The following is a 21,837-nucleotide window of genomic DNA, read 5'->3' as shown; positions in this document are numbered from 1 at the left end:
CACTGCCGTAACCCGCCAAAACCCGCTATTTTTCTCAAAAATCCTCAGGATGGCGGGGGTTGCCGCCTGCATGAAGCGACCCACGAACCGGGCAAAAATATACTCTTCGATAGCATTTGGCCATCAGGGGGCGCCAACCACGGCCCCGCCCCCTGCGCCGCCGCTAGTTGACGGCGACCGGCTTTCTGCGGCGCAGCAGCGCGTACAGGATGATCGCGCCGAACGTCGCGGTGCCGATACCGCCCAGCATGAAGTCGCCGATCTTGATGGTGAAGTCGCCCGCTCCCAGCACCAGCGTGACCGCCGCCACGATGAGGTTGCGGTTGTCGCTGAAATCCACCTGATTGACCACCCAGATGCGGGCGCCCGCAATGGCGATCAAGCCAAACACCACCACCGACATGCCGCCCAGCACGGGCCCCGGTATGGTTTGGATCAGCGCGCCGAACTTGGGCGAAAAGCCCAGCACGATGGCGATCAACGCGGCCACAACGAACACCAGCGTCGAGTAGATGCGAGTAACCGCCATCACGCCGATGTTCTCGGCGTAGGTCGTGACACCCGTGCCACCCACCGCGCCCGACACCATCGTCGCCACGCCATCGCCCACGAAGGCGCGGCCCAGGTAGCGGTCCAGGTCCTGGCCCGTCATGGCGCTGACCGCCTTCACGTGGCCCAGGTTTTCCGCCACCAGGATGATGGCGACCGGCACGATCAGGCCCATGGCTTCGGCCTTGAAGACCGGCGCCGCAAAGTGCGGCAGGCCGATCCAGGCCGCCGCGGCCACACCCGAAAAGTCGATGGGCTTGCCCAGCCCCATGCCATTGGCCAGCACCGCGTACACCACGCAGGCCAGGATCAGGCCGACCAGGATCAGCAGGCGCTGGACCATGCCCTTGGTGTAGACAGCAATGCCGCCCACGCAAACTATGGTGACCAACGCCATGAACGTGTCAAAACCCGACGCACCCATGGCGCCCTTGGCGGCGATGGGCGCCAGATTCAAACCGATCACCGCAACCACCGCGCCCGTGACCACGGGCGGCATCAAGGCGTCGATCCAGTTGGCGCCGCTGCCCGAGCGCGCGTTGACGATCCACACGAGCACGCCGATCAGCGTATAGGCCAACCCGCAGGCGATGATGGCGCCCAGCGCGACGCCGATGTTGGCGTTTGCACCGCCGCCCGCGTAGCCCGTAACGGCGATCACCCCGCCGATGAAGGCGAAGCTGGAACCCAGATAGCTGGGCACGCGACCGCCCACAAACAGAAAGAAGATCAGCGTGCCGATGCCGGACATCAGGATCGCGACGTTGGGATCGAAGCCCATCAGCAACGGCGCCAGCACCGTCGAGCCAAACATGGCCACCACGTGCTGCGCGCCCATGGCGACGTTCTTCGGCCATGACAGCCGTTCATCAGGCGCGATGATGACGCCGGGTTCAGCGTCGTCCGCCAGACGCCAACGCGGAAAATAGGAATTGGACATGGATATCCCAAATAAGGAGTCGGGGTAAGCGGGCGCCAGTGTAAAGGGGGCCGCGAAAAGGCGGCAATGTTTAAGTTCGGCCGCGCCACTGCCGTTCATGGATTGAAGGCCCCCGCAATCCCCCCAAGTACCAGGAGACATCATGGCGATCAATTCCATCGGCGGCACGTCCCGGATCGGCAGTCTTGCCGACATGTGGGCGCAGAAGATCCAAGCCAACAAAGAGGCGAAAGCGGCCTCTGATGCGGCGGCGACGACGGTTACCCCTGACGGCAAGATTCGGGTCACCACCCCCGGCTCCATGAATGTGGGCGGCGCCAAGGAGACCGAAGACACCAGCAATGACGACCACTTCACCCGTCAGATCAAAGAGCTGCAAAAGCAGCTCAAGCGCATCATGGATCAGATCGCCAAGGTGCAGGCCAGCGGCATGTCGGACGAAATGAAGGCGCAGCAATTGCAGTCGCTCAATGGTCAGGCCATGCAGATCCAAGGCCAGATCCAGCAGGTGATCATCCAGCAGGCCAAGGCCGCGATGGCCGCCGCAGCCGCCGGCGGTTAAGGAAATCCCTGACTCACCGGGCGCTGCAATCCGGGCGCCCGCGCTGATGAGGCGCATCAAAATTTCTGATTGGACGCGTAGCAGACCAGACATTACTGTCTCCAGACAAATTAAAACTACGGAGACAAACCATGCATGCAATGCGCACCGCCCTTGCAGGAGCCCTGCTGGCCGTCTGCTCGGCCCCTGCCCTGGCCGGCACCGTCACGGTGATCACGTCGTTTCCCAAAGACCTGACCCAGGCCTACAAATCCGCGTTTGAGAAGGCCAACCCCGGCATCACGCTGGAGATCCTGAACAAGAACACCGTGTCGGGCATTGCGTACGTGCGTGAAACGCCTGCCGGCCAGCGTCCGGAAGTGTTCTGGGCCAGCGCGCCCGACGCCTTCGAAGTGCTGGGCCGCGACAAGCTGCTGGCCAAGTCGTCCGACGTGGCGAACAAGGATGTGCCGGACAAGATCGGCAACTACCCCATCAACGACCCCTCGGGCATGTACCTGGGCCAGGCGCTCGCCGGCTACGGCATTGTCTACAACACGCGCTACATCGCGGCGCACAAGATTCCCGCGCCCGTGGAATGGAAGGACCTGCTGTCGCCCAAGTGGTTCGGCCACGTCGGCATAACGTCGCCATCGCGCTCGGGCACCATGCACCTGACCGTCGAAACCATCCTGCAAGGCGAAGGCTGGGACGATGGCTGGAACACCCTGCTGCGCATGTCGGGCAACAGCAGCGCCGTGACCGAGCGCTCGTTCGGCGTGCCTGACGGCGTCAACAACGGGCAGTTCGGCGCAGGCCCGGTCATCGACTTCTTCGGCCTGTCCAGCAAGTATTCCAAGTTCCCGGTGGAATTCGTCTACCCGTCCGAGACCGCCATCGTGCCCGCCAACATCGCGTTGATCGAGGGGGCCAAGAACACCGAGGAAGGCAAGAAGTTCATCGCGTTCACCTTGAGCCAGGCCGGCCAGGAGCTGTTGCTGGAACCGAAGATCTCGCGCCTGCCGGTCCTGCCGTATTCGGCGCTTGCCGGCAAGATTCCGCCCGGCTATCCGGACCCCGCCGACATCGCCAAGCGCAGCAAGGTGCAATTCAACGCGGACCTGTCTCAGACCCGCTATTACGTCGTGCAGTCGCTGTATGACCAAACTGTCACTTTCCGCCTGAAGGAATTGCAGGCGGCCACCAAGGCCATCTACGACGCCGAAGCCAAGCTGGGCGACAAGGCCAAGTCTGGCAAGGCCGCCGAACTGCTGGCCCAGGCGCGCAAGCTGGCGTGGGCGCCGCTGGTCGATGGCAAGAAAGCCGCCGACCCGGCGTTCCTGGCCATCTTCGCGGGCAACAAGAAAGACGCCTCGGTGAACCAGCAGATCACTCAGCTGGAAGGCGAGTGGAACGGCAAGTCCAAGGCGAACTACGAAGAAGCCGTGAAACTGGCCCGGCAGGCCGCCGCGCTGTAAGCCGCATCCGGCAATACGCGCGCGGCGCGCGCAATATCTGGCGCGCCGCGTTCGCTTCCCCTGGCAACGATTTCGGGAATCTCGATGAATTCTTCGGGCCACTCACGCCTGCCCGCCGGCCCCGTATTGACGGCGCTGCTGGTGTTCGGCTTTCTGCTGCTTTTTCTTGCCGTGCCCGTGGGCACCGTCTTCTACAGCGCCTTCGTGAACGCCGACGGCAGCTTCACGATGGGCCACTTCGGCGCGTTCTTCAATCAGCCACTGATGCAGGAAGCGTTCTTCAACAGCCTGTATGTGGCGGGCTGGTCGGCGCTGCTGGCATCCCTGATCGCCGTGCCGCTGGCGTACTTCACCGTGCGCTTCGACTTTCGTGGCGCGCTGATCATCCAGACGCTGGGCGTGCTGCCGCTGATCATGCCGCCCTTCGTCGGCGCGGTGGCGATGCAACTGATCTTCGGTCGCTCGGGCAGCGTCAACCTGCTGCTGAACGACTGGTTCGGCTTCACGATTCCGTTCATGGAAGGCTTGAACGGCGTCATTTTCGTGGAAGCGCTGCACTACTTCCCGTTCATCCTGATGAACCTGGTGGTGGCGTTGCGCAACATCGACGGCGCCATGGAAGAAGCGGCCTTCAACCTGGGCTCGCGCGGCTTCCGCCTGTTCCGCCGCGTGATCTTCCCGCTGGCCCTGCCCGGCTATGTGGCCGGCGCATCGCTGGTGTTCGTCAAGGTGTTCGATGACCTGGGCACGCCACTGGTGCTGGGCACCACCAACATGCTGGCGCCGCAGGCGTACCTGCGCATCACGCAGGTGGGCCTGGAAGACCCGCTGGGCTATGTGATCAGCGTGATCATGATCGCGTTTTCGATCCTGGCCTTGTGGCTGTCGGCGCGTGTGCTCAAGGGGCGTGATTACTCGACCTTGCAAAAGGGCGGCAACTCGATCCAGAAGCGCAAGCTGGGGCCGATGGAAAGCGTGCTGGCCTATGGCTGGATCATCCTGGTGCTGCTGCTGGTGCTGTCGCCGCACATGGGCGTGCTGCTGCTGTCGCTGGCCAGTGTCTGGAGCTTCGCGCCGCTGCCCGACGGCTACACGCTGGCGCATTACTCGGCGGTGTTTTCAGAGTCGCAGGGCATGATCGCAAACACGCTGCTTTACTGCGGCCTGGCCGCCGGTATCGACGTGATCCTGGGCACCGCCATCGCCTACCTGATGCTGCGCACACGGCTGCCGGCGCGGCAGTGGCTGGACTTCATGGCGTCCGCGGCGCTGGCGATTCCGGGCATCGTGCTGGCCATCGGCTTTCTGCGCACGTTCCGTGGCGTCGAGCTGCCGGGCACCGGCACGCTGCTGACCTCGTCGTGGATCATCATCATGATCGCGTACTCCGTTAGGCGCCTGCCCTATGCGCTGCGTTCCTGCGTGGCGTCGCTGCAGCAGATCAACGTGTCGCTGGAGGAAGCCGCGCAATCGCTGGGCGCCACGCGCATGAGCACGATCCGCCGAGTCGTCGTGCCGTTGATGGCCGGCGGCATGCTGGCTGGCTTTGTGACCAGCTTCGTGACGGCAGCGGTGGAGCTGTCGGCCACCATCATGCTGGTCACCAAGGACAGCCAGGCGCCCATGAGCTACGGCATCTATCTGTATATGCAAAGCGCGGCGGGCCGGGGGCCCGGCGCCGCGCTGGGCGTGCTGGCGGTGGCCGCCGTGGCCATCGGCACGTATGTATCGCACTTGCTGGTAGAGCGCGCGCAGTCGCGCCAGCGTCCGGCACGCACTGAAGGGGAATCCGCATGAAGAAGGTCAGCGTAGAGTGCCGCAACATCCGCCTGTCCTATGGCAAGACGGAAGTGCTGAAAGACGTGAACATCCATATCGAGCCGGGTGAGTTTTTCGCCTTGCTGGGGCCGTCCGGTTCGGGCAAGTCGACATTGCTGCGGCTGATCGCAGGCTTCAATCGCCACAGCGCGGGCCAGCTGCTGGTGGACGGCAAGGACATCACCGGCACCCCGCCCTGGAATCGCAACATCGGCATGGTGTTTCAAAACTACGCGTTATGGCCGCACATGACGGTGTGGGACAACGTGGCCTTTGGCCTGGTCGAACGCAAGCTGCCCCGCGCCGAGATCCGCGCCAAGGTCGAGGCCGCGCTTGAGCTGGTGGGGCTGTCGCAGTATGGCAAGCGCCGGCCCAACCAGTTGTCGGGCGGCCAGCAGCAGCGCGTGGCGCTGGCCCGCACCATCGTCATCGAACCGCAGGTGCTGCTGCTGGACGAGCCGCTGTCGAACCTGGACAAGAAGCTGCGGGTGCAGATGCGCCAGGACCTGCTGAGTCTGCAACGCCGGCTGGGCATCACCACCATTTTTGTGACGCACGATCAGGAAGAAGCCATGACGACGGCCGACCGCATGGCGGTGCTGGACCACGGCGTGGTGCAGCAGATCGGCGCGCCCAGCACGCTCTTTGACTATCCGGTGAACCGATTCGTGGCCAACTTCGTGGGCACGATGAACGTGCTGGAAGGCGACGTGCGCGAACGCACCAGCGGCAGCGTCGTGCTGGCGGTGCCCGGCGTGGGCGACCTGCATCTTCCGCTGACCACCGAGGCGCCCGCCGCCAGCCGCCTGGCGGCCAGCTTCCGGCCGCACACGGTGCAGATAGAAATGGCGGATGGCCTGGGCGACGCCCGCTATGTGTGGCTGCCGGGCATCGTGGAAAGCAGCGAGTTCCTGGGCGAGTTCACGCGCTATCAGGTGCTGATCGGCGAACAACGCCTGACGGCGGACCAGTCGCACCTGGCCGGCTTGTCGCCGTTCCCCACGGGCGCACCCGTTTCCATCGGCTTGGAACCTACCCAGGTACGGCTGCTCGCGGCCTAAACTGGCGGCCATGGAAATCTATCAGATCCGCGCCTTCGTCACGGTCGCCCGATTGGGCAACCTGACGAAGGCGGCCGAGGCGCTGTCGCTGACCCAGCCCGCCGTGACCGCGCAGATCAAGGCGCTGGAGCAGAGCCTGGGCGTGGCGCTGTTCGATCGCAGCGGCGGCCGGCTGGCCTTGACCAAAGCGGGCGAGGTGCTGCTGCCCACGGCCGAATCGCTGCTGGTGCTGGGCGCGCAGTTCAAGTCCGAAGCGCAGCAGTTGCAAGGCAGCCTGCACGGGGTGGTGGAATTGGGCGTGCCCAGTGAAAAACCGGACTTCCTGCGGCTGGGCGAACTGGCCTCGGCAGTCACCCAGCGCCTGCCGCTGGTGGAGCTGAAGACGCAGACGCTGCCCACCGCCACGCTGGCCGAACAGGTCAGCACCGGCCGCTTGCCGGCTGCGCTGACCATCGCCGCCAATCCGCCTCGCGGCGTGCTCTGGCTGCCGCTGCGCAGCGTGCGCTATCGCATCGCCTTGCCCAAGGAACATGCGGCGGTCCTCAAGCGCGGCGGCTGGCGCGAGGTGGCGCAGCTGCCCTGGCTGGACGGCCCCTCTGGCAGCCACACCCATCTGCTACTGCGCGACATGTTTGAACGCCATGGCCTGTCGCCCCGCATCGTCATGCAGAACGATGACCAGGCCAATCTGGAAGCGCTGGTGCGCGCGGGCGCGGGCTGCGCCCTGCTGCGCGAAGAAACGGCATTGACGGGCGCCGCCTCGAACGATTTCATGGTGTGGGGCCAGGCGCGCGCCGACGCCATGCTAGCCTTCATCCTCCCTTACGAGCGCGCTAGCGAGCCCGCGCTGGTGGCGTTAAGCTCCATCATCCAAACCATCTGGAAGCCGCGCGCGGCCCTCGCGCCGGCCCAGCTCTAAGCCTTTCTCCCGCATCACGACCGTAATGACTGAAATCTGGTTCATCCGCCATGGCGAAACCGACTGGAACCGCCAGCGCCGCCTGCAAGGCTGGAAAGACATTCCCCTGAACGAATTCGGCGTCAACCAGGCCAGTCTGCTTGCCGCCCGCCTGCGCGAAGACGCGCGCCACACGCCCATTCACGCCATCTACAGCAGCGACCTGCAACGCGCGCACGCCACCGCCGTGCCCGTTTCCGAACAACTGGGTTTGCGCGTGCGCGTCGAACCCGGCATACGCGAACGTGGCTTTGGCGTGCTGGAAGGCCTGGACCACGAACACATCGACGTGCAGGCGCCGGAAGCTGCCGCCGCCTGGAAAAGCCGCGATCCGCTGCGGCCGCTGGACGGCGGCGAAACGCTGGGCCAGTTTCAGTCGCGCGTGATCTCGACGGTGGACGACATCGCCAGCCGCCACGACGGCGAACGCATCCTGCTGTTCACCCACGGTGGCGTGCTGGACATCATCTGGCGCCATGCGTCGGGCGTGCCGCTGAACGGCGAACGCGATGCGGCGCTGCTGAACGTCAGCATCAACCGCGTCGGTGTGCAGGGCAGAAAATGGGAAGTGCTGGATTGGGGCGATGTCGGCCACGTGGCTGACGAAGTCGGCGACGACGTCGTGCCGTAAGAGTCGCGCCGTAGGGATCTTGCCCTAAGGGTCGCGCCTCAAGGGTCGCGCCGTAAGGGCAGCGGCGCCGCTACTTCCCCGACTTGCGCGGTTTGCGCGGCGCATCGCGCGCCAGCTTGTCATACACCGCGTTGGGCAACAAGCGCATCAGCTTGGCCACCACGCCCATCTGCCAGGGGATGACGGTGTACGACGTGCCGCGAGCGATCGCCGCCTGCGCGCGCTGCGCAAAGGCGTCCGCTTCCATCAGGAAGGGCATGGAGTACGGATTCTTGGCGGTCATGGCCGTCTTGATGTAGCCCGGTGCAATGGTCACGACGCGGATTCCGTCGGCGGCCAGCTCCAGCCGCAGGCTTTCGCAATAAGTCACCACGGCCGATTTGGACGCGCTGTACGCGCCCGCCCCCGGCAAGCCGCGCACGCCCGCCACGCTGGCAATCCCCACCAGTCGCCCCGATCGGGCGGCACGCATGTCGCCCACGAATGGCTCGAAGGTGGCCACGGTGGCCAGCAGATTGGTATCGACGATGGCCTTGAACACGTCGTAGTCTTCGCCGTGCTCGGTCAAGGTGCCGGCGCTGATGCCCGCGCTGGCGATCACCACGTCCACTCGACCCTGGCAAAACGCGATGAAATCGTTCGCGGCGGCATGCAGCGCGGCGCGATCGCGCACATCGACCGCATAGCAGCGATGCTCGCCCGGCAGGCTGTCGGCCAGTTCGCGCAGCGCATCTTCGCGCCGGCCCAGCAGTCCCAGCGTGGCGCCCTCGGCGGCGTACTGTTGCGCCAGCGCGCGGCCCAGGCCACTGCTGGCGCCGGTGATGAAGACTCGATTCATGGTGGGTCCGGGCGGTAATTGAAAAGGGCGGCCCCTGTATAACAGAGGGCCGCCCCGGCATCCTACAACAAGCCGCCCGGCGTGACTGCACGGGCTGCTCTGCTCGCAGATTTCATTTGCAGCGCGCCGTGGGCGCGCTGCCTGCGTCAGTTACTCGACAACGACGCGTGCAGGTCTTGCAGCGGATACACCTGCAAGCCCAGGCCCTGGCGCAGATACTGCATGCCTTCGACCGCGGCGCGCGCACCGGCGATGGTGGTGAAGAACGTCACGCGGGCCGCCAGCGATTGCGTACGGATGGTGCGCGAATCGACGATGGCGTTGCGACGCTCTTCGACCGTGTTGATGACCAGCGCGATTTCGCCGTTCTTGACCATGTCGACAATGTGCGGACGGCCTTCGGTGACCTTGTTCACCACTTGCACCGGAATGCCAGCGGTTTCGATCTCGGCCGCCGTGCCGCGCGTGGCGACCAGCTTGAAGCCCAGGGCATGCAGGCCGCGCGCCACTTCAACGGCGCGGGGCTTGTCCTGGTTCTTGACGCTGATGAACACCGTGCCGGACTCCGGCAGGCGCACGCCAGCGGCCAGCTGCGACTTCACGAAGGCTTCGCCGAAGCTCATGCCCACGCCCATCACTTCGCCGGTCGACTTCATTTCCGGGCCCAGGATGGTGTCCACGCCCGGGAACTTCACGAACGGGAACACGGCTTCCTTGACCGAGAAGTAAGGCGGCACGACTTCCTTCGTGATGCCCTGGTCAGCCAGCGTGCGGCCGGCCATGGCGCGCGCGGCGATCTTGGCCAGTTGCAGGCCGGTGGCCTTGGACACGTAGGGCACGGTGCGCGAGGCACGCGGGTTCACTTCCAGCACGTAGACGTCGCCGCCTTGAATGGCGAACTGCACGTTCATCAGGCCGCTGACATTCAGGGCCTTGGCCATCATCGTGGTCTGGCGCTTGATCTCGGCGATGACTTCCGCCGACAGCGAATAAGGCGGCAGGCTGCAAGCCGAGTCGCCCGAGTGCACGCCGGCCTGTTCGATGTGTTCCATGACGCCGCCGATGAAGACGGTTTCGCCGTCGGCCAGGCAGTCCACGTCCACTTCGGTGGCGTTGTTCAGGAAGCGGTCCAGCAGCACCGGCGAGTCATTGCTGACCTTGACGGCCTCGCGCATGTAGCGTTCGAGATCTTGCTGCTCGTGCACGATTTCCATCGCGCGGCCGCCCAGCACGTAGCTGGGACGCACGACCAGCGGGTAGCCGATCTCGGTGGCGTGGGCCAGGGCCTCGCCTTCGGTGCGCGCGGTGCGGTTGGGCGGCTGACGCAGGCCCAGCTTGTTCAACAGCTTCTGGAAACGCTCGCGGTCTTCGGCGACGTCGATGGATTCCGGGCTGGTGCCGATGATCGGCACGCCGTTGGCTTCCAGGGCGCGCGCCAGCTTCAACGGGGTCTGGCCGCCGTACTGGACGATCATGCCGACCGGGTTTTCCTTGTGGACGATTTCCAGCACGTCTTCCAGGGTCAGCGGTTCGAAGTACAGGCGATCGGACGTGTCGTAGTCGGTGGACACGGTTTCCGGGTTGCAGTTGACCATGATGGTCTCGTACCCGTCTTCGCGCAGCGCCAACGCCGCGTGCACGCAGCAGTAGTCGAATTCGATGCCTTGGCCGATACGGTTCGGGCCACCGCCCAACACCACGATCTTCTTGCGGTCGGTGGGCGCGGATTCGCACTCTTCTTCGTACGTGGAATACATGTACGCGGTGCGGGTGGCGAATTCAGCGGCGCAGGTGTCCACGCGCTTGTAGACCGGGCGCACGTTCAGCTGATGACGCAGCTTGCGCACTTCGGATTCAGCCGAATCCAGCAGGAACGCCAGGCGGCGGTCGGAAAAACCACGGCGCTTCAGTTCGAACAGCGTGGCGTAGTCCAGATCCGCCAGCGTCTTTTGTTCCAGCGCCAGTTCGATGTCGACGATTTCCTTGATCTGCGACAGGAACCACGGGTCGATGTGCGTGATGTTGTGCACTTCGTCCAGCGTGAAGCCTTGCGCGAAGGCGTCGCCCACGTACCAGATGCGTTCCGGACCGGGTTCGCCCAGCTCGACTTGCAGCTTTTCGCGGTCGGTGGTTTTCTGGTTCAGGCCGTCTACGCCCACTTCCAGGCCACGCAGCGCCTTCTGGAACGATTCCTGGAAGGTGCGGCCGATGGCCATGACTTCACCCACGGACTTCATCTGGGTGGTCAGGCGCGCGTCGGCGGTGGGGAATTTTTCGAAGGCGAAACGCGGCACCTTGGTGACGACGTAGTCGATCGACGGTTCGAACGAGGCCGGCGTTGCACCGCCGGTGATTTCGTTCTGGAGCTCGTCCAGCGTGTAGCCCACGGCCAGGCGCGCAGCGACCTTGGCAATGGGGAAGCCGGTGGCCTTGGAGGCCAGCGCCGACGAACGCGACACGCGCGGGTTCATCTCGATGACGATCATGCGGCCGTTCTTCGGATTGACGGCGAACTGCACGTTCGAGCCGCCCGTATCCACGCCGATCTCGCGCAACACCGCGATCGATGCATTACGCATGATCTGGTATTCCTTGTCGGTCAGCGTCTGAGCCGGGGCCACGGTGATCGAGTCGCCCGTGTGCACGCCCATGGGGTCCAGGTTTTCGATCGAGCAGACGATGATGCAGTTGTCCGCCTTGTCGCGGACCACTTCCATCTCGAATTCCTTCCAGCCCAGCAGCGACTCTTCGATCAACAGTTCGTTGGTCGGCGACGCTTCCAGGCCACGGCGGCAGATGGTTTCGAATTCTTCGGCGTTGTAGGCGATACCGCCGCCCGAACCGCCCATCGTGAAGCTGGGGCGGATGACGGCCGGGAAACCCGACGTGCCCACTTCCACCGCGATGCGGCGCTGCACTTCCCAGGCTTCGTCCATGCTGTGGGCGACGCCCGACTTGGCCGATTCCAGGCCGATGTCGGTCATTGCCTGCTTGAACTTCTGGCGGTCTTCAGCCTTTTCGATGGCGTGCTCGTTGGCGCCGATCAGTTCAACGTTGTGCTTTTTCAGCACGCCGTTGTGGGCCAGGTCCAGCGCGCAGTTCAGCGCGGTCTGGCCGCCCATGGTGGGCAGCAGCGCATCGGGCTTTTCACGCTCGATGATCTTTTCGACGGCTTGCCAGGTGATGGGCTCGATGTAGGTGACGTCGGCCGTTTCCGGGTCCGTCATGATCGTGGCCGGGTTGCTGTTCACCAGGATGGTGCGGTAACCCTCGGCCTTGAGCGCCTTGCACGCCTGTGCGCCGGAATAGTCGAATTCGCAGGCCTGCCCGATGATGATGGGGCCGGCGCCGATGATGAGAATACTTTTTAGGTCTGTACGCTTGGGCATGATGCAATCTTTACTTTTGGCCGGACATCAGGGCGATGAACTTGTCGAACAGTTCAAGGATGTCGTGCGGACCCGGGCTGGCTTCGGGGTGACCCTGGAAGCAGAAGGCCGGGCGGTCGGTGAGCTCGAAGCCCTGCAACGTGCCGTCAAACAGCGACACGTGCGTCACGCGCGCATTGGCCGGCAGGCTGGCCGCGTCGACCGCGAAGCCGTGGTTCTGGCTGGTGATGAACACGCGCTTGGACTGGAGGTCTTGCACGGGATGGTTCGCGCCGTGATGGCCCGTCTTCATCTTGAGCGTCTTGCCGCCCACGGCCAGGCCCATGATCTGGTGGCCAAGGCAAATGCCGAACACCGGCAGCTTCTTGTCCAGGAACACGCGGGTGGCGTCGATGGCGTAGTCGCAAGGCTCGGGGTCGCCGGGGCCGTTGGACAGGAACACGCCATCGGGGTTGAGCTTGAGGACGTCCTCGGCGCTGGTCTGCGCCGGCACCAGGGTCAGGCGGCAACCGCGGTCGGCCAACAGGCGCAGGATGTTCGTCTTGATGCCGAAGTCGTAAGCGACGACGTGGAACTTGGATTGGTCGGGCTTGGAGAAGCCTTCGCCCAATTGCCAGGTGCCTTCGGTCCATTCGGTGCTGGCTTTCAGCGACACGACCTTGGCCAGGTCCTGGCCGGCCATGCCGGCAAAGCCCTTGGCCATTTCAACGGCGCGCTCGGCGTCGGTGCCCACGAAAATGCAGGCGCCTTGGGCGCCCTTTTCGCGCAGGATGCGAGTGAGCTTGCGGGTGTCGATGCCGGAAATGGCGACGATGCCCTGCGCGGCCAGATAGTCGGGCAGGGATTGCGTGGAACGGAAGTTCGACACGCGGGCGGGACAGTCGCGGACCACGAGTCCGGCGGCATAGACGCGATTGGCTTCCACGTCTTCGGCGTTGACGCCGGTGTTGCCAATGTGCGGATAGGTCAGCGTAACGATCTGACCGCTATAGCTGGGATCGGTGAGAATTTCCTGGTACCCGGTCATCGCGGTGTTGAACACCACTTCGGCAACGGTAGCCCCAGGCGCACCGATCGACACGCCTCGAAAAATGGTACCGTCCGCCAGAGCCAGAATTGCAGGAGGGAAGCGGTTGATCCCCTCGGGAAAAAGTTGCGGCAGCACAGTAAACCCCGGTTTTAGAATCGATAATCAAACCTTCGGATTATACCTTGACCGAGCAAAATCCCCGGCGAACCGCGCCAAATAAGGCCGGGATCGACGATTAGCCCCTCTTTGGCGAGGCTGCCGCGCGCGTCGAATAGCCATGGTGCGGCGCGGTCCACGCCTGCCAGCGCGGTTACCGCAATGGCATCCGACCTCCCGCTTGTGGGCGACGGCCGGATGGCGGCGGCAGTGATACGCTAGGGAATCTTCAACCCTAGCCGCCGTGAGCCGTTACTGTCCATGTCCAGCCAACTTGACGCCCTGCGCAATCACACCACCGTCGTCGCCGACACGGGGGACTTTGAAGCGATGAAGGCGCTGCGTCCCACGGACGCCACCACCAATCCGTCCCTGATTCTGAAAGCCGTCCAGCAGGATGCCTACCGCCCCCTGCTGGAACAGACCGTGCGCGATCATCCGGGCGCGTCTTCGCCCGAGCTGGTCGACCGCCTGCTCGTCGCGTTCGGGCGCGCCATTCTGAACATCGTGCCCGGTCGCGTGTCGACGGAAGTGGACGCGCGCCTGTCGTTCGACACCCGCGCCACCATCGAACGCGCACGCGGCCTGATCGCCCTGTATGAAGCGGCCGGCGTGCCGCGCGAGCGCGTGCTGATCAAGATCGCCTCCACCTGGGAAGGCATCCAGGCCGCCCGCGTCCTGCAAGCAGAAGAAGTGCGCTGCAATCTGACACTGCTGTTTTCGCTGCCCCAGGCCGTGGCCTGCGCCGACGCGCAGGCGCAGCTGATCTCGCCGTTTGTCGGCCGCATCTACGATTGGCACAAGAAGAGCGCCGGCGCTGCGTGGGTGGAAGCGGACAACGCGGGCGCACGCGATCCCGGGGTGCTGTCGGTGACCCGCATCTATCGTTACTACAAGCAACAGGGAATTTCTACCGAAATCATGGGCGCCAGCTTCCGCAACGTAGGCCAGATCCTGGCCTTGTCGGGATGCGACCTGTTGACCATCAGCCCCGATCTGCTGAATCAACTGGCGAACACGCAAGGCGATGCGCCCGCGCAATTGCGCGCCGACGATACCGGCCCTGCCCTCGACCGCATCGCCGCAGACGAAATCAGCTTCCGCACGCTGCTCAACGACGACGCCATGGCCAGCGAAAAGCTGTCCGAGGGCATCCGCCTGTTCGTGGCCGACGCCATGAAACTGGATGCCCTGATCGACGCCCAACGCCGCTGATCGCGAAAATATTTTCGCGTGCGCAAGTAGCGATCCCGATGTCGGGAACGCTACTTGCTGATGAGGTCAGCGGTCGTCGTGTGAATGCACCTGCAATGCCTCCAAAAAGCGCGACACCATGTTGTATGCCGCCACCGTTGCGGTCAGCTCGACGATGAGTTTTTCGGAACCCATCGCCGCGCGGGCTGCCTGAAACACCACTTCCGATACCTGAACGTGGCGTGTCATGGCGTCGGTGTAGGCCAGCACGGCTTTTTCGCGCTCGTCGAACAGCGCTGAGTTTTCCCAATCGTCCAGCGCGTCCAACTGCGCTTGCGACACGCCTTCCTTCAGGGCGATCGGCGCATGCTGATCGGCCTCGTAAGGCGCGCCGTTAAGCACCGCCACGCGCATGATGACCAGTTCCCGCAGGTCGCCCGGCAAGGTGCTCAATTGCCGGATGGAAGTCAGGTAGTTCAACCAGCCACCGGCGACCGCCGGGCTGTGCAACAGCATTTGGTACAGGTGCAGCACGCTGCCTCGTTCGGCAACGATGCGGTCCACCAGGGGACGTGCTTCGGGATGAGACAGATCGGCGTAGGGAAGACGGGCCATGAAAACTCCAGATAGGCGACAGGGCAGCAAATGCACACATTCAAACAATATATTTGACATAATGACAGCTCATTGCGCGTCCCAGGTATCTCGCCCAGAATGAATGCGCCAACCCAATCCCACACGCCAGTCACGCTCGCCAACTGCGACAGCGAACCGATACATGTACCGGGCGCCATCCAGCCGTTGGGGGCGTTGCTTGCGTTCGACTCGGATGGCGTCCTTCAATTTGCCAGCGAGAACGCGCCTGCGGTGCTGGGCGCGCCGCTGACGCTTGGCCAGTGCTGCCCCGCAGGCACCTTGCCGCCCAGCCTCGCGCACTATCTCTCGGTGTGGCTCGACAACACCGATCCCATTTTCGATCCCCTCACGCTTGCCGTGGACGACACGACGTTCGACGTGATCGGACATCGCAACAGCGATGGTTTGACGATCATAGAACTCGAACGGCGCGTGTCGACGGACGCGCATATGGCGGACCCGGCGCACATCTACCGCAGCATCGAACGCGTGCGCCGCCAACGGGATATCGCTGGCCTGCTCGAAAGCGCCGTGCGCGAAGTGCGCCGCGCCACGGGTTTTGATCGCGTCATGGCGTATCGCTTCCATCCCGATGACAGCGGCGAGATCGTTGCCGAAGAGCGCCATGAATCGCTCCAGGATTGGGTCGGCCGGCGTTACCCCGCTGGCGACATTCCCGCGCAGGCGCGCCGCCTGTACACCGTCAATACGCTGCGTCAGATTGCCGATGCGTGCTACACGCCGGTGCGCGTGCGGGGCGCGCCTTCGGCCAGCGCGCAACCGCTGGACATGAGTTTCTCGACGCTGCGCAGCGTGTCGCCCATTCATCTGGAATACATGGCCAACATGGGCGTGCAGGCCTCGATGAGCCTGTCGCTGGTGATCGGCGGCCGGCTGTGGGGCATGATCGCTTGCCATCACCATGCGCCGCGTCCCATCCCCTACCCTGCCCGACTGGCGTGCGAAGCGCTGGCGCAGGTGCTGTCCGCGGCGGTCGCCAACTTTGAAGGCGCCGAGCGCGCGGCGCAGGCGCGCCGCAACGCCGCGCTGGTCAGCGAACTGACCGAACGCGTGTCCGCTTCGGAAAACCTGCACCTGGCCTTGTCCAGCGGACCGGACACGCCCGCCTCGCTGATCGCCAACGATGCCGCGCTATGCCTCTGGGGCAACAGCGTCACGGTGTTCGGAGGCATTGCGCCACGCGGCGAACTGGCGGGCATTCTGTGCGCGCTGGACCAGAGCGGCCAGCGAGTCGTCCATACCGACAACATCGCGCGCGACTACCCCGAACTGCAAACCGATCTGGTGCCCTACGCCGGTCTGCTGGCCTGCAAGTTCGACCCGATGAACAACGGCTGGTTGATCTGGCTGCGCAAAGAGCAGATCGAAACCCTGGTGTGGGGCGGCAAGCCTGAAAAGCAATACGCCGTGGGCAGCCAGGGGCCGCGCCTGACGCCGCGCGGTTCGTTCGAAGCCTGGCGCGAGGTCGTGCGCAACACTTGCACGTCGTGGTTGCCGTTTGAACTGGAAGCCGCCGACAACCTGCGCGACGAGCTCTCTCACATCGCCACCAGCCGCACGGCGGATGTGGACCGCGCGCGCACCGCGCTGCTGGCCATGCTGGGCCATGATCTGCGCGACCCGCTGCAATCGATTTCGATGGCCGCCACGCTGCTGTCCAAAACGGATTCCGGCGCGCGCATGGGCGAACGCATCCGCTATTCCAGCGGTCGCATGCAACGCCTGATCTCGCAGGTGCTGGACTTGTCACGCCTGCAGGGCGGCATGGGCCTGGGCATTGAAAAAAGCCCGTGCAGCCTGAGCGAGCTGATCAACGGACTGATCGAAGAAAAACGGCAGGCCTATCCCGGCCTGCGTATCGAACCCGACATCGCACCCGGCCTGGCGCTGATGGCCGACACCGATCGCATCGCCCAGGTGGTGACCAACCTGATGAGCAACGCGCGCCAGCACGGCGCGCCGCGCCAACCCATCCTGGTGCGGGCGCGGCAGGACGGCGACGACATAGAATTGCAGGTCATCAACCATGGCGCGCCGATTGCACCCGAAGTGCTGGCGCACCTGTTCTCGCCCTTCAAGCCGGAATCGCTGGGCCATGCGCGCAATCGCAATGGCCTGGGGTTGGGTCTGTACATCGCCGAACAGGTGGTGCGCGGCCATGACGGCGAGATCGGCGTGCATTGCCAGGACGGCCTGGTCATTTTTACTGTGAGGCTGCCGCGCGAATCTCGCGCCGCGCCCAATTCCTGAACCTTGGAGACACCTTTTGAACGAAGTGCGCGCAGTTCGCGTCCTGCTGGTCGACGACAATGAAATGGGCTCGGAGCTGCTTGCCGAGTTCCTGGCGCTTTCGGGCGTGGAAACACGCTGCGCCGCCACAGGCGAGGCCGCTCTGGAACTGCTGGACAGCTTCCGCCCCGAGGCCGTGCTGGTCGACATTCTGTTGCCCGACATGGATGGCTATGAGTTGGCCTCCCGTTTGCGCGCACGCACCGAAGTCCCGCGTATCTATGCACTGAGCGGCCTGGCTAGGCACGAGCGCCGCGACGAAGACGGCATGTTCAATGGCTGGATCGAAAAGCCCGCCGACCCCGACGCGCTGCTGGCCATCTTGCGCCAGGCACACTGAGGCCGCGATGGCGATGGCTAACTCCATGGAAGCCCTGGCCGCGCAGGGCGTGCGGTTCAAGGTGCTGGCGCAGGTGTTTCCCGTTTTGCGTCACGAGGTCGTCGGCCCCCTGTCCAACGCTACGCTGGCCACTGCGATGCTGCGCCATAGCCCGGAAGGCGCGAATGCCGACGCGTTGCAGCAGCGCTGCCAGCGGCTGGCGGGCGATCTGACCGGCATGCTTGAGGACAGCGTCACCATCGTGCGCGAGCTGGACCAATGGTTGCTGGACAGCGGCGCCCTGACCTCGACCGAGGCCCTGCTGAACGAATGCCGCAAGCTGATGTTTTCGCATCTGCTGCTGTCGCGGCACAGCGTTACCTGGCCGCAAGAGATAGCCCAATTCGAGCTGCCGCAGTTCACATCGCGGTATCTGCTGCTGGCCTGGTTGCTCGGCCTGTTGTCCGTCTTGCCGTCCGACGCCGCGCTGACGCTGGACTGTTCGAGCGCCGAAGTGTGGCACGCGCATTTCCCGGCGGTCTCGTCCACTAATACGGCAGACGCGGGAATGCCCGCTGCGGGGTCGCCCGCCGCGAGATCGCCCGCAACCTCTGCTTCTATCACCTTTGCGCCGGAAGAGGTCGAGCTGCTTGCTGCCGCATCGGGCTGGCGCCTGGAGCGCGCGGCGCAATGCTGGTCACTGCACCTGCCCGCCGCCCCGCTTTGACGACGAGCGGCTGCTTATGATTTCTCCGGTTCATCAAGTGCTGCGCGACGGCACGCGCGACAGGCACGAGACCTTGGATCAGGGGCTTGCCCTGGCCAGCGGCGAAGTGGATCGCGACAGCTATCTGAACTATCTGCGCGCTTTGCTCGGCTGGCTGGAACCACTGGAACAACGGCTTTGGCAACAGGATTGGCCCGACAGCCTGCAAGCCTCCGAGCGGGCCGGCAAAAGCGATTGGATCCGAGCCGACCTGGCTGCCGCGGGTGACACCGGGCCGATTGCCCACTGCCCCGACGCGCCCCGTATCGTGGCCGCCGACGCGTATGCGCTGGGCGTGGCTTATGTGGTGGAAGGATCGCAGCTGGGCGGGCGGTTCCTGGCCCGGCAGTTGGCCGATGTCAGCCCCGCGCTGCCGCTGCGGTATCTACGCGGCTATGGCGAAGCGCTGGGCCCGATGTGGAAAGCGTTTTTGCAGTATCTGGACAGCGAAGCCGGCGCCCAAGGGCGCGAAGCCCACGCGTTGCAAGGCGCATGCGACGCCTTCGACAGCCTGACGGCGTGGTTGCGCAGCCGGCAGGCGCTGCGGGCCTGAGAGGCCCACGGCGCCGCCGCACTGGCGGATCAGAGCTTTTCGGTTTCGCCCGACTTGGGCTGCCACTTCATCAAGCGCTTTTCACCGATGCCGACGATGTAGTCCAGCACCAATGCAAACGCAGTCAGAACGACGATGCCCGCGAACACGGTGTTCACGTCGAACGTGCCTTCGGCTTGCAGGATCAGGTAACCCACGCCGCTTGCCGAGCCCAGGTATTCACCCACCACCGCGCCCACGAACGCCAGGCCCACCGACGTATGCAGGCTGGAGAACACCCAGCTGGTGGCCGACGGCAGATAGACGTGGCGCAGCAGTTGGCGCTTGCGCGCGCCCAGCATGCGGGCGTTATCGAGCAAGGTGGGGCTGACTTCACGCACGCCCTGGTACACGTTGAAGAACACGATGAAGAACACCAGCGTGACCGCCAGCGCAACCTTCGACCAGATCCCCAGCCCGAACCACATGCCGAAGATAGGCGCCAGGATGACGCGCGGCATCGAGTTGGCGGCCTTGATGTAGGGGTCCAGGATGGCGCTGGCGCGCGGTGACAGCCCCAGCCATAACCCGAACGCCAGGCCCGCGATGGTGCCGATGAAAAACGCCAGCACGGTTTCGGTCAGGGTGACCCACAGATGGGTGTAGATGTCGGCGTTGGTGACGAACCAGGCCCAGATGCGGCCCCAGACTTTCAGCGGTTCGCCAAAGAAGAACGCCACCTTGGAATCGCGCGACGCAAAATGCCAGACGCCCAGGATGACGACGAGCAGCAACAGTTGCCAGAAGCGCAGGCTGGCGGAACCGGATTTGAATGACTTCGACATACCTCAGGCTCGCTTCTGTTGGGCATAGCCCTTGAGCACTTCTTCGCGCAGCACGGCCCAGATGGCCGAATGCAGTTCGACGAAGCGCGGATGGGCGCGTACCTCGGCCACGTCGCGCGGACGTGGCAGGTCGATGGCGAACTCCCCGATGGGGTGCGTGCCGGGGCCGGCCGACAACACGATCACGCGGTCGCTCATGGCGATGGCTTCATCGAGATCGTGCGTGATGAACAGCACGGCCTTGCGCTTGGCCATCCACAGATCCAGGACCTCGTTTTCCATCAACTGCCGCGTCTGGATATCCAGGGCGGAGAACGGTTCGTCCATGAGGATGATGTCGGGGTCGCGGATCAGCGTCTGGGCCAGCATGGCGCGCTTGCGCATGCCGCCCGACATCTGGTGCGGATAGCGGCTTTCAAAGCCGCCCAAGCCCACGCGCCGCATCCATTCGCGGCCACGCTCCAGCGCTTCGGGGCGCGGCACGCCCGCGAAGTCCAGCCCGGCCACCACGTTGTCCAGCGCGCTGCGCCAGGGCAAGAGCGCCTCGCCCTGGAACATGTAGCCGGCGCGCGCGTTGATGCCCGTCAGCGGCTGGCCAAAGACCTTGACCTGACCGCTGGACGGCGTCAGCAAGCCGGCGCCGACGTTGAGCAAAGTGGATTTGCCGCAGCCGGTCGGGCCCACCACCGACACGAACTCGCCGGGCGCAATGGCCAGGGTCGTGTCGCTGACGGCGGTGTAGCGCTGCGACCGGTCATCGCGCGAAACAAAGGTGCAACTGATATTTTCCAGCGATAGTGCGGCTTCAGCCATTGGCGTACTTCTCGTTGGCGCGGCGCGCGAAATCGTTGGTCCAGACCTTGGACGGATCAATCTTCGAGCCGTCGAAATCGGCCTGGTAGGCGGCCAGCGCCTTGAGCGCGGTGGCGGCACCGTCTTCCGGGATCATGCCGTCCGGCGACAGGCCTTCGAGGCTCTTGGAGATGGCGGCCTTGTACACGGCCGGATCGCCCAGCAGATAGGTTTCCGGCACGATCTTGGCGATCTCGTCGGGGCCTGCCTTTTGAATCCACTTATCGGCGCGAACCAGCGCGTTGGCCAACGCCTGCGTGGTGTTGGGATTGGCGTCGATGAACGCTTGCGGCGCGTACAGGCAGCCGGCGGGCATGTTGCCGCCGAAGATGTCCTGCGTGTCCTTCAAGGTGCGCGTATCGACAATGATCTGGATATCGCCCGGCATTTCCAACATCGACACGACCGGGTCGGTGTTGGAGATGGCGTCGATCTGGCCGCTGCGCAGCGCCGTCACCGCACCGGCGCCAGCGCCCACGCCGATGATGGAAACGTCGGAAGCCTTCAGGCCGTGCTTGGCCAGGAAGAAGCTGACCACCATGTTGGTGGACGAACCCGGCGCGGTCACGCCGATCTTCTTGCCCTTGAGGTCGGCGGGACCCTTGTAGTTGGGCAGATTCTTCTTGGACACGCCCACGCCGATCATCGGCGCGCGGCCTTGCAGCACGAAGGCGCGGTAGGCCTGGCCCTTGGACTGCATCGACAGCGTGTGTTCGAAGGCGCCCGACACGACATCGGCGCTGCCGCCGACCACGGCTTGCAGGGCCTTGGAGCCACCGGCGAAGTCGGCGATGCTGACGTCCAGGCCTTCGTCCTTGAAGTAGCCGCGCGCTTCCGCGATGGACAGCGGAAGATAGTAGATCAGGGGCTTGCCGCCGACAGCGATCTGAACCTTGGTCTTTTCCAGCTTTTGAGCCCGCACGATGGCGGGCGCCATGCTCATGACGCCGGCAGCGCCGGCCATCTTGAGCAACTCACGGCGAGTAACTGACAT

19 protein-coding genes are annotated in these 21,837 nt (G+C 64.5%); 11 read left to right on the top strand and 8 right to left on the bottom strand.

Going from position 1 to position 21,837, the window contains the following annotated elements:
- Positions 1 to 163: 163 nt before the first annotated feature.
- A complete protein-coding gene (locus tag API01S_RS17370) occupies positions 164 to 1,489 on the bottom strand; it encodes a solute carrier family 23 protein (protein ID WP_050730894.1) in 1,326 nt (441 codons plus the stop codon).
- Positions 1,490 to 1,631: 142 nt separating this feature from the next.
- Here API01S_RS17370 and API01S_RS17365 point away from each other — a divergent pair, with 142 nt between their 5' ends.
- The 6 genes from API01S_RS17365 (at position 1,632) to API01S_RS17340 (ending at position 7,976) form a co-directional block, all read left to right on the top strand.
- Positions 1,632 to 2,051, top strand: coding sequence for a FlxA-like family protein (locus tag API01S_RS17365; RefSeq protein WP_061305462.1), 420 nt, complete (start codon positions 1,632 to 1,634; stop codon positions 2,049 to 2,051).
- Positions 2,052 to 2,182: 131 nt separating this feature from the next.
- Entirely contained in the window at positions 2,183 to 3,508 is a 1,326-nt protein-coding gene (locus API01S_RS17360) for an ABC transporter substrate-binding protein (protein WP_006221071.1), read from the top strand.
- 84 nt (positions 3,509 to 3,592) lie between these two features.
- Positions 3,593 to 5,305, top strand: coding sequence for an ABC transporter permease (locus API01S_RS17355; protein ID WP_061305460.1), 1,713 nt, complete (start codon positions 3,593 to 3,595; stop codon positions 5,303 to 5,305).
- Entirely contained in the window at positions 5,302 to 6,387 is a 1,086-nt protein-coding gene (locus tag API01S_RS17350; protein WP_006221073.1) for an ABC transporter ATP-binding protein, read from the top strand. The genes API01S_RS17355 and API01S_RS17350 overlap by 4 nt, the downstream gene beginning before the upstream one ends.
- Positions 6,388 to 6,397: 10 nt before the next feature.
- Positions 6,398 to 7,306, top strand: coding sequence for a LysR family transcriptional regulator (locus tag API01S_RS17345; RefSeq protein WP_050730892.1), 909 nt, complete (start codon positions 6,398 to 6,400; stop codon positions 7,304 to 7,306).
- Between the two features lie 25 nt (positions 7,307 to 7,331).
- On the top strand, positions 7,332 to 7,976 hold the full coding sequence (locus tag API01S_RS17340; protein ID WP_006221075.1) for a histidine phosphatase family protein: 645 nt from the start codon (positions 7,332 to 7,334) through the stop codon (positions 7,974 to 7,976).
- Positions 7,977 to 8,046: 70 nt separating this feature from the next.
- On the opposite strand, the gene API01S_RS17335 is transcribed toward API01S_RS17340, so the two are convergent.
- The 3 genes from API01S_RS17335 to carA form a co-directional block, all read right to left on the bottom strand.
- The gene (locus API01S_RS17335) at positions 8,047 to 8,814 is read right to left on the bottom strand and encodes an SDR family oxidoreductase (protein ID WP_061305458.1); all 768 of its coding nucleotides are present in this window, start codon (positions 8,812 to 8,814) and stop codon (positions 8,047 to 8,049) included.
- A gap of 146 nt (positions 8,815 to 8,960) precedes the next feature.
- Positions 8,961 to 12,203, bottom strand: coding sequence for a carbamoyl-phosphate synthase large subunit (gene carB, locus API01S_RS17330; RefSeq protein WP_050730890.1), 3,243 nt, complete (start codon positions 12,201 to 12,203; stop codon positions 8,961 to 8,963).
- A 10-nt stretch (positions 12,204 to 12,213) separates the two neighbouring features.
- Positions 12,214 to 13,368 (bottom strand): glutamine-hydrolyzing carbamoyl-phosphate synthase small subunit, encoded by a 1,155-nt coding sequence (gene carA, locus API01S_RS17325; RefSeq protein WP_006221078.1) that lies wholly within the window; start codon positions 13,366 to 13,368, stop codon positions 12,214 to 12,216.
- A 282-nt stretch (positions 13,369 to 13,650) separates the two neighbouring features.
- Here carA and tal point away from each other — a divergent pair, with 282 nt between their 5' ends.
- Positions 13,651 to 14,604, top strand: a complete 954-nt coding sequence (tal, locus tag API01S_RS17320) for a transaldolase (RefSeq protein WP_061305457.1) — start codon at positions 13,651 to 13,653, stop codon at positions 14,602 to 14,604.
- Positions 14,605 to 14,670: 66 nt separating this feature from the next.
- Here tal and API01S_RS17315 read toward each other — a convergent pair whose 3' ends face one another.
- Entirely contained in the window at positions 14,671 to 15,198 is a 528-nt protein-coding gene (locus tag API01S_RS17315; protein WP_006221080.1) for a carboxymuconolactone decarboxylase family protein, read from the bottom strand.
- A 99-nt stretch (positions 15,199 to 15,297) separates the two neighbouring features.
- Between API01S_RS17315 and API01S_RS17310 the strand changes: the two genes are divergently transcribed.
- From API01S_RS17310 to API01S_RS17295, 4 genes are read left to right on the top strand one after another with little or no spacing between them, the layout of a single operon-like run.
- On the top strand, positions 15,298 to 17,490 hold the full coding sequence (locus API01S_RS17310) for an ATP-binding protein (protein WP_061305455.1): 2,193 nt from the start codon (positions 15,298 to 15,300) through the stop codon (positions 17,488 to 17,490).
- A gap of 25 nt (positions 17,491 to 17,515) precedes the next feature.
- Positions 17,516 to 17,869, top strand: a complete 354-nt coding sequence (locus API01S_RS17305) for a response regulator (protein ID WP_231689523.1) — start codon at positions 17,516 to 17,518, stop codon at positions 17,867 to 17,869.
- A 13-nt stretch (positions 17,870 to 17,882) separates the two neighbouring features.
- Positions 17,883 to 18,575 carry a hypothetical protein gene (locus API01S_RS17300; RefSeq protein ID WP_254598606.1) on the top strand — a complete coding sequence of 231 codons (693 nt, stop codon included), beginning with the start codon at positions 17,883 to 17,885 and terminating at the stop codon, positions 18,573 to 18,575.
- A 16-nt stretch (positions 18,576 to 18,591) separates the two neighbouring features.
- The gene (locus tag API01S_RS17295; protein WP_061305450.1) at positions 18,592 to 19,167 is read left to right on the top strand and encodes a biliverdin-producing heme oxygenase; all 576 of its coding nucleotides are present in this window, start codon (positions 18,592 to 18,594) and stop codon (positions 19,165 to 19,167) included.
- A gap of 29 nt (positions 19,168 to 19,196) precedes the next feature.
- Here API01S_RS17295 and API01S_RS17290 read toward each other — a convergent pair whose 3' ends face one another.
- Genes API01S_RS17290 through API01S_RS17280 form a run of 3 tightly spaced genes read right to left on the bottom strand, consistent with a single transcriptional unit; the run spans position 19,197 to position 21,837 of the window.
- The gene (locus API01S_RS17290) at positions 19,197 to 19,991 is read right to left on the bottom strand and encodes an ABC transporter permease (protein ID WP_006221085.1); all 795 of its coding nucleotides are present in this window, start codon (positions 19,989 to 19,991) and stop codon (positions 19,197 to 19,199) included.
- A gap of 3 nt (positions 19,992 to 19,994) precedes the next feature.
- A complete protein-coding gene (locus tag API01S_RS17285) occupies positions 19,995 to 20,804 on the bottom strand; it encodes an ABC transporter ATP-binding protein (RefSeq protein WP_061305448.1) in 810 nt (269 codons plus the stop codon).
- Complete coding sequence (locus tag API01S_RS17280) at positions 20,797 to 21,837, bottom strand: ABC transporter substrate-binding protein (protein WP_006221087.1); 1,041 nt, start codon at positions 21,835 to 21,837, stop codon at positions 20,797 to 20,799. Before API01S_RS17280 ends, API01S_RS17285 begins: the two co-directional genes overlap by 8 nt.

This window comes from Achromobacter piechaudii NBRC 102461 (genome assembly GCF_001571245.1).
Taxonomy (GTDB): Bacteria; Pseudomonadota; Gammaproteobacteria; order Burkholderiales; family Burkholderiaceae_B; genus Achromobacter; species Achromobacter piechaudii.
Note: the sequence above shows the minus strand (reverse complement) of the source record. Positions and strands in the feature narration are given on the sequence as shown.

What these genes read in the sequence shown, in the direction of transcription:
- API01S_RS17370 (WP_050730894.1), bottom strand. Translation starts at nt 1,489, where the DNA reads ATGTCCAATTCCTATTTTCCGCGTTGGCGTCTGGCGGACGACGCTGAA.
- API01S_RS17360 (WP_006221071.1), top strand. Translation starts at nt 2,183, where the DNA reads ATGCATGCAATGCGCACCGCCCTTGCAGGAGCCCTGCTGGCCGTCTGC.
- API01S_RS17300 (WP_254598606.1), top strand. Translation starts at nt 17,883, where the DNA reads ATGGCTAACTCCATGGAAGCCCTGGCCGCGCAGGGCGTGCGGTTCAAG.
- API01S_RS17365 (WP_061305462.1), top strand. Translation starts at nt 1,632, where the DNA reads ATGGCGATCAATTCCATCGGCGGCACGTCCCGGATCGGCAGTCTTGCC.
- API01S_RS17295 (WP_061305450.1), top strand. Translation starts at nt 18,592, where the DNA reads ATGATTTCTCCGGTTCATCAAGTGCTGCGCGACGGCACGCGCGACAGG.
- tal (WP_061305457.1), top strand. Translation starts at nt 13,651, where the DNA reads ATGTCCAGCCAACTTGACGCCCTGCGCAATCACACCACCGTCGTCGCC.
- carB (WP_050730890.1), bottom strand. Translation starts at nt 12,203, where the DNA reads ATGCCCAAGCGTACAGACCTAAAAAGTATTCTCATCATCGGCGCCGGC.
- API01S_RS17345 (WP_050730892.1), top strand. Translation starts at nt 6,398, where the DNA reads ATGGAAATCTATCAGATCCGCGCCTTCGTCACGGTCGCCCGATTGGGC.
- API01S_RS17350 (WP_006221073.1), top strand. Translation starts at nt 5,302, where the DNA reads ATGAAGAAGGTCAGCGTAGAGTGCCGCAACATCCGCCTGTCCTATGGC.
- API01S_RS17315 (WP_006221080.1), bottom strand. Translation starts at nt 15,198, where the DNA reads ATGGCCCGTCTTCCCTACGCCGATCTGTCTCATCCCGAAGCACGTCCC.
- API01S_RS17340 (WP_006221075.1), top strand. Translation starts at nt 7,332, where the DNA reads ATGACTGAAATCTGGTTCATCCGCCATGGCGAAACCGACTGGAACCGC.
- API01S_RS17335 (WP_061305458.1), bottom strand. Translation starts at nt 8,814, where the DNA reads ATGAATCGAGTCTTCATCACCGGCGCCAGCAGTGGCCTGGGCCGCGCG.
- API01S_RS17290 (WP_006221085.1), bottom strand. Translation starts at nt 19,991, where the DNA reads ATGTCGAAGTCATTCAAATCCGGTTCCGCCAGCCTGCGCTTCTGGCAA.
- API01S_RS17310 (WP_061305455.1), top strand. Translation starts at nt 15,298, where the DNA reads ATGAATGCGCCAACCCAATCCCACACGCCAGTCACGCTCGCCAACTGC.
- API01S_RS17355 (WP_061305460.1), top strand. Translation starts at nt 3,593, where the DNA reads ATGAATTCTTCGGGCCACTCACGCCTGCCCGCCGGCCCCGTATTGACG.
- API01S_RS17280 (WP_006221087.1), bottom strand. Translation starts at nt 21,837, where the DNA reads ATGTCAGTTACTCGCCGTGAGTTGCTCAAGATGGCCGGCGCTGCCGGC.
- API01S_RS17285 (WP_061305448.1), bottom strand. Translation starts at nt 20,804, where the DNA reads ATGGCTGAAGCCGCACTATCGCTGGAAAATATCAGTTGCACCTTTGTT.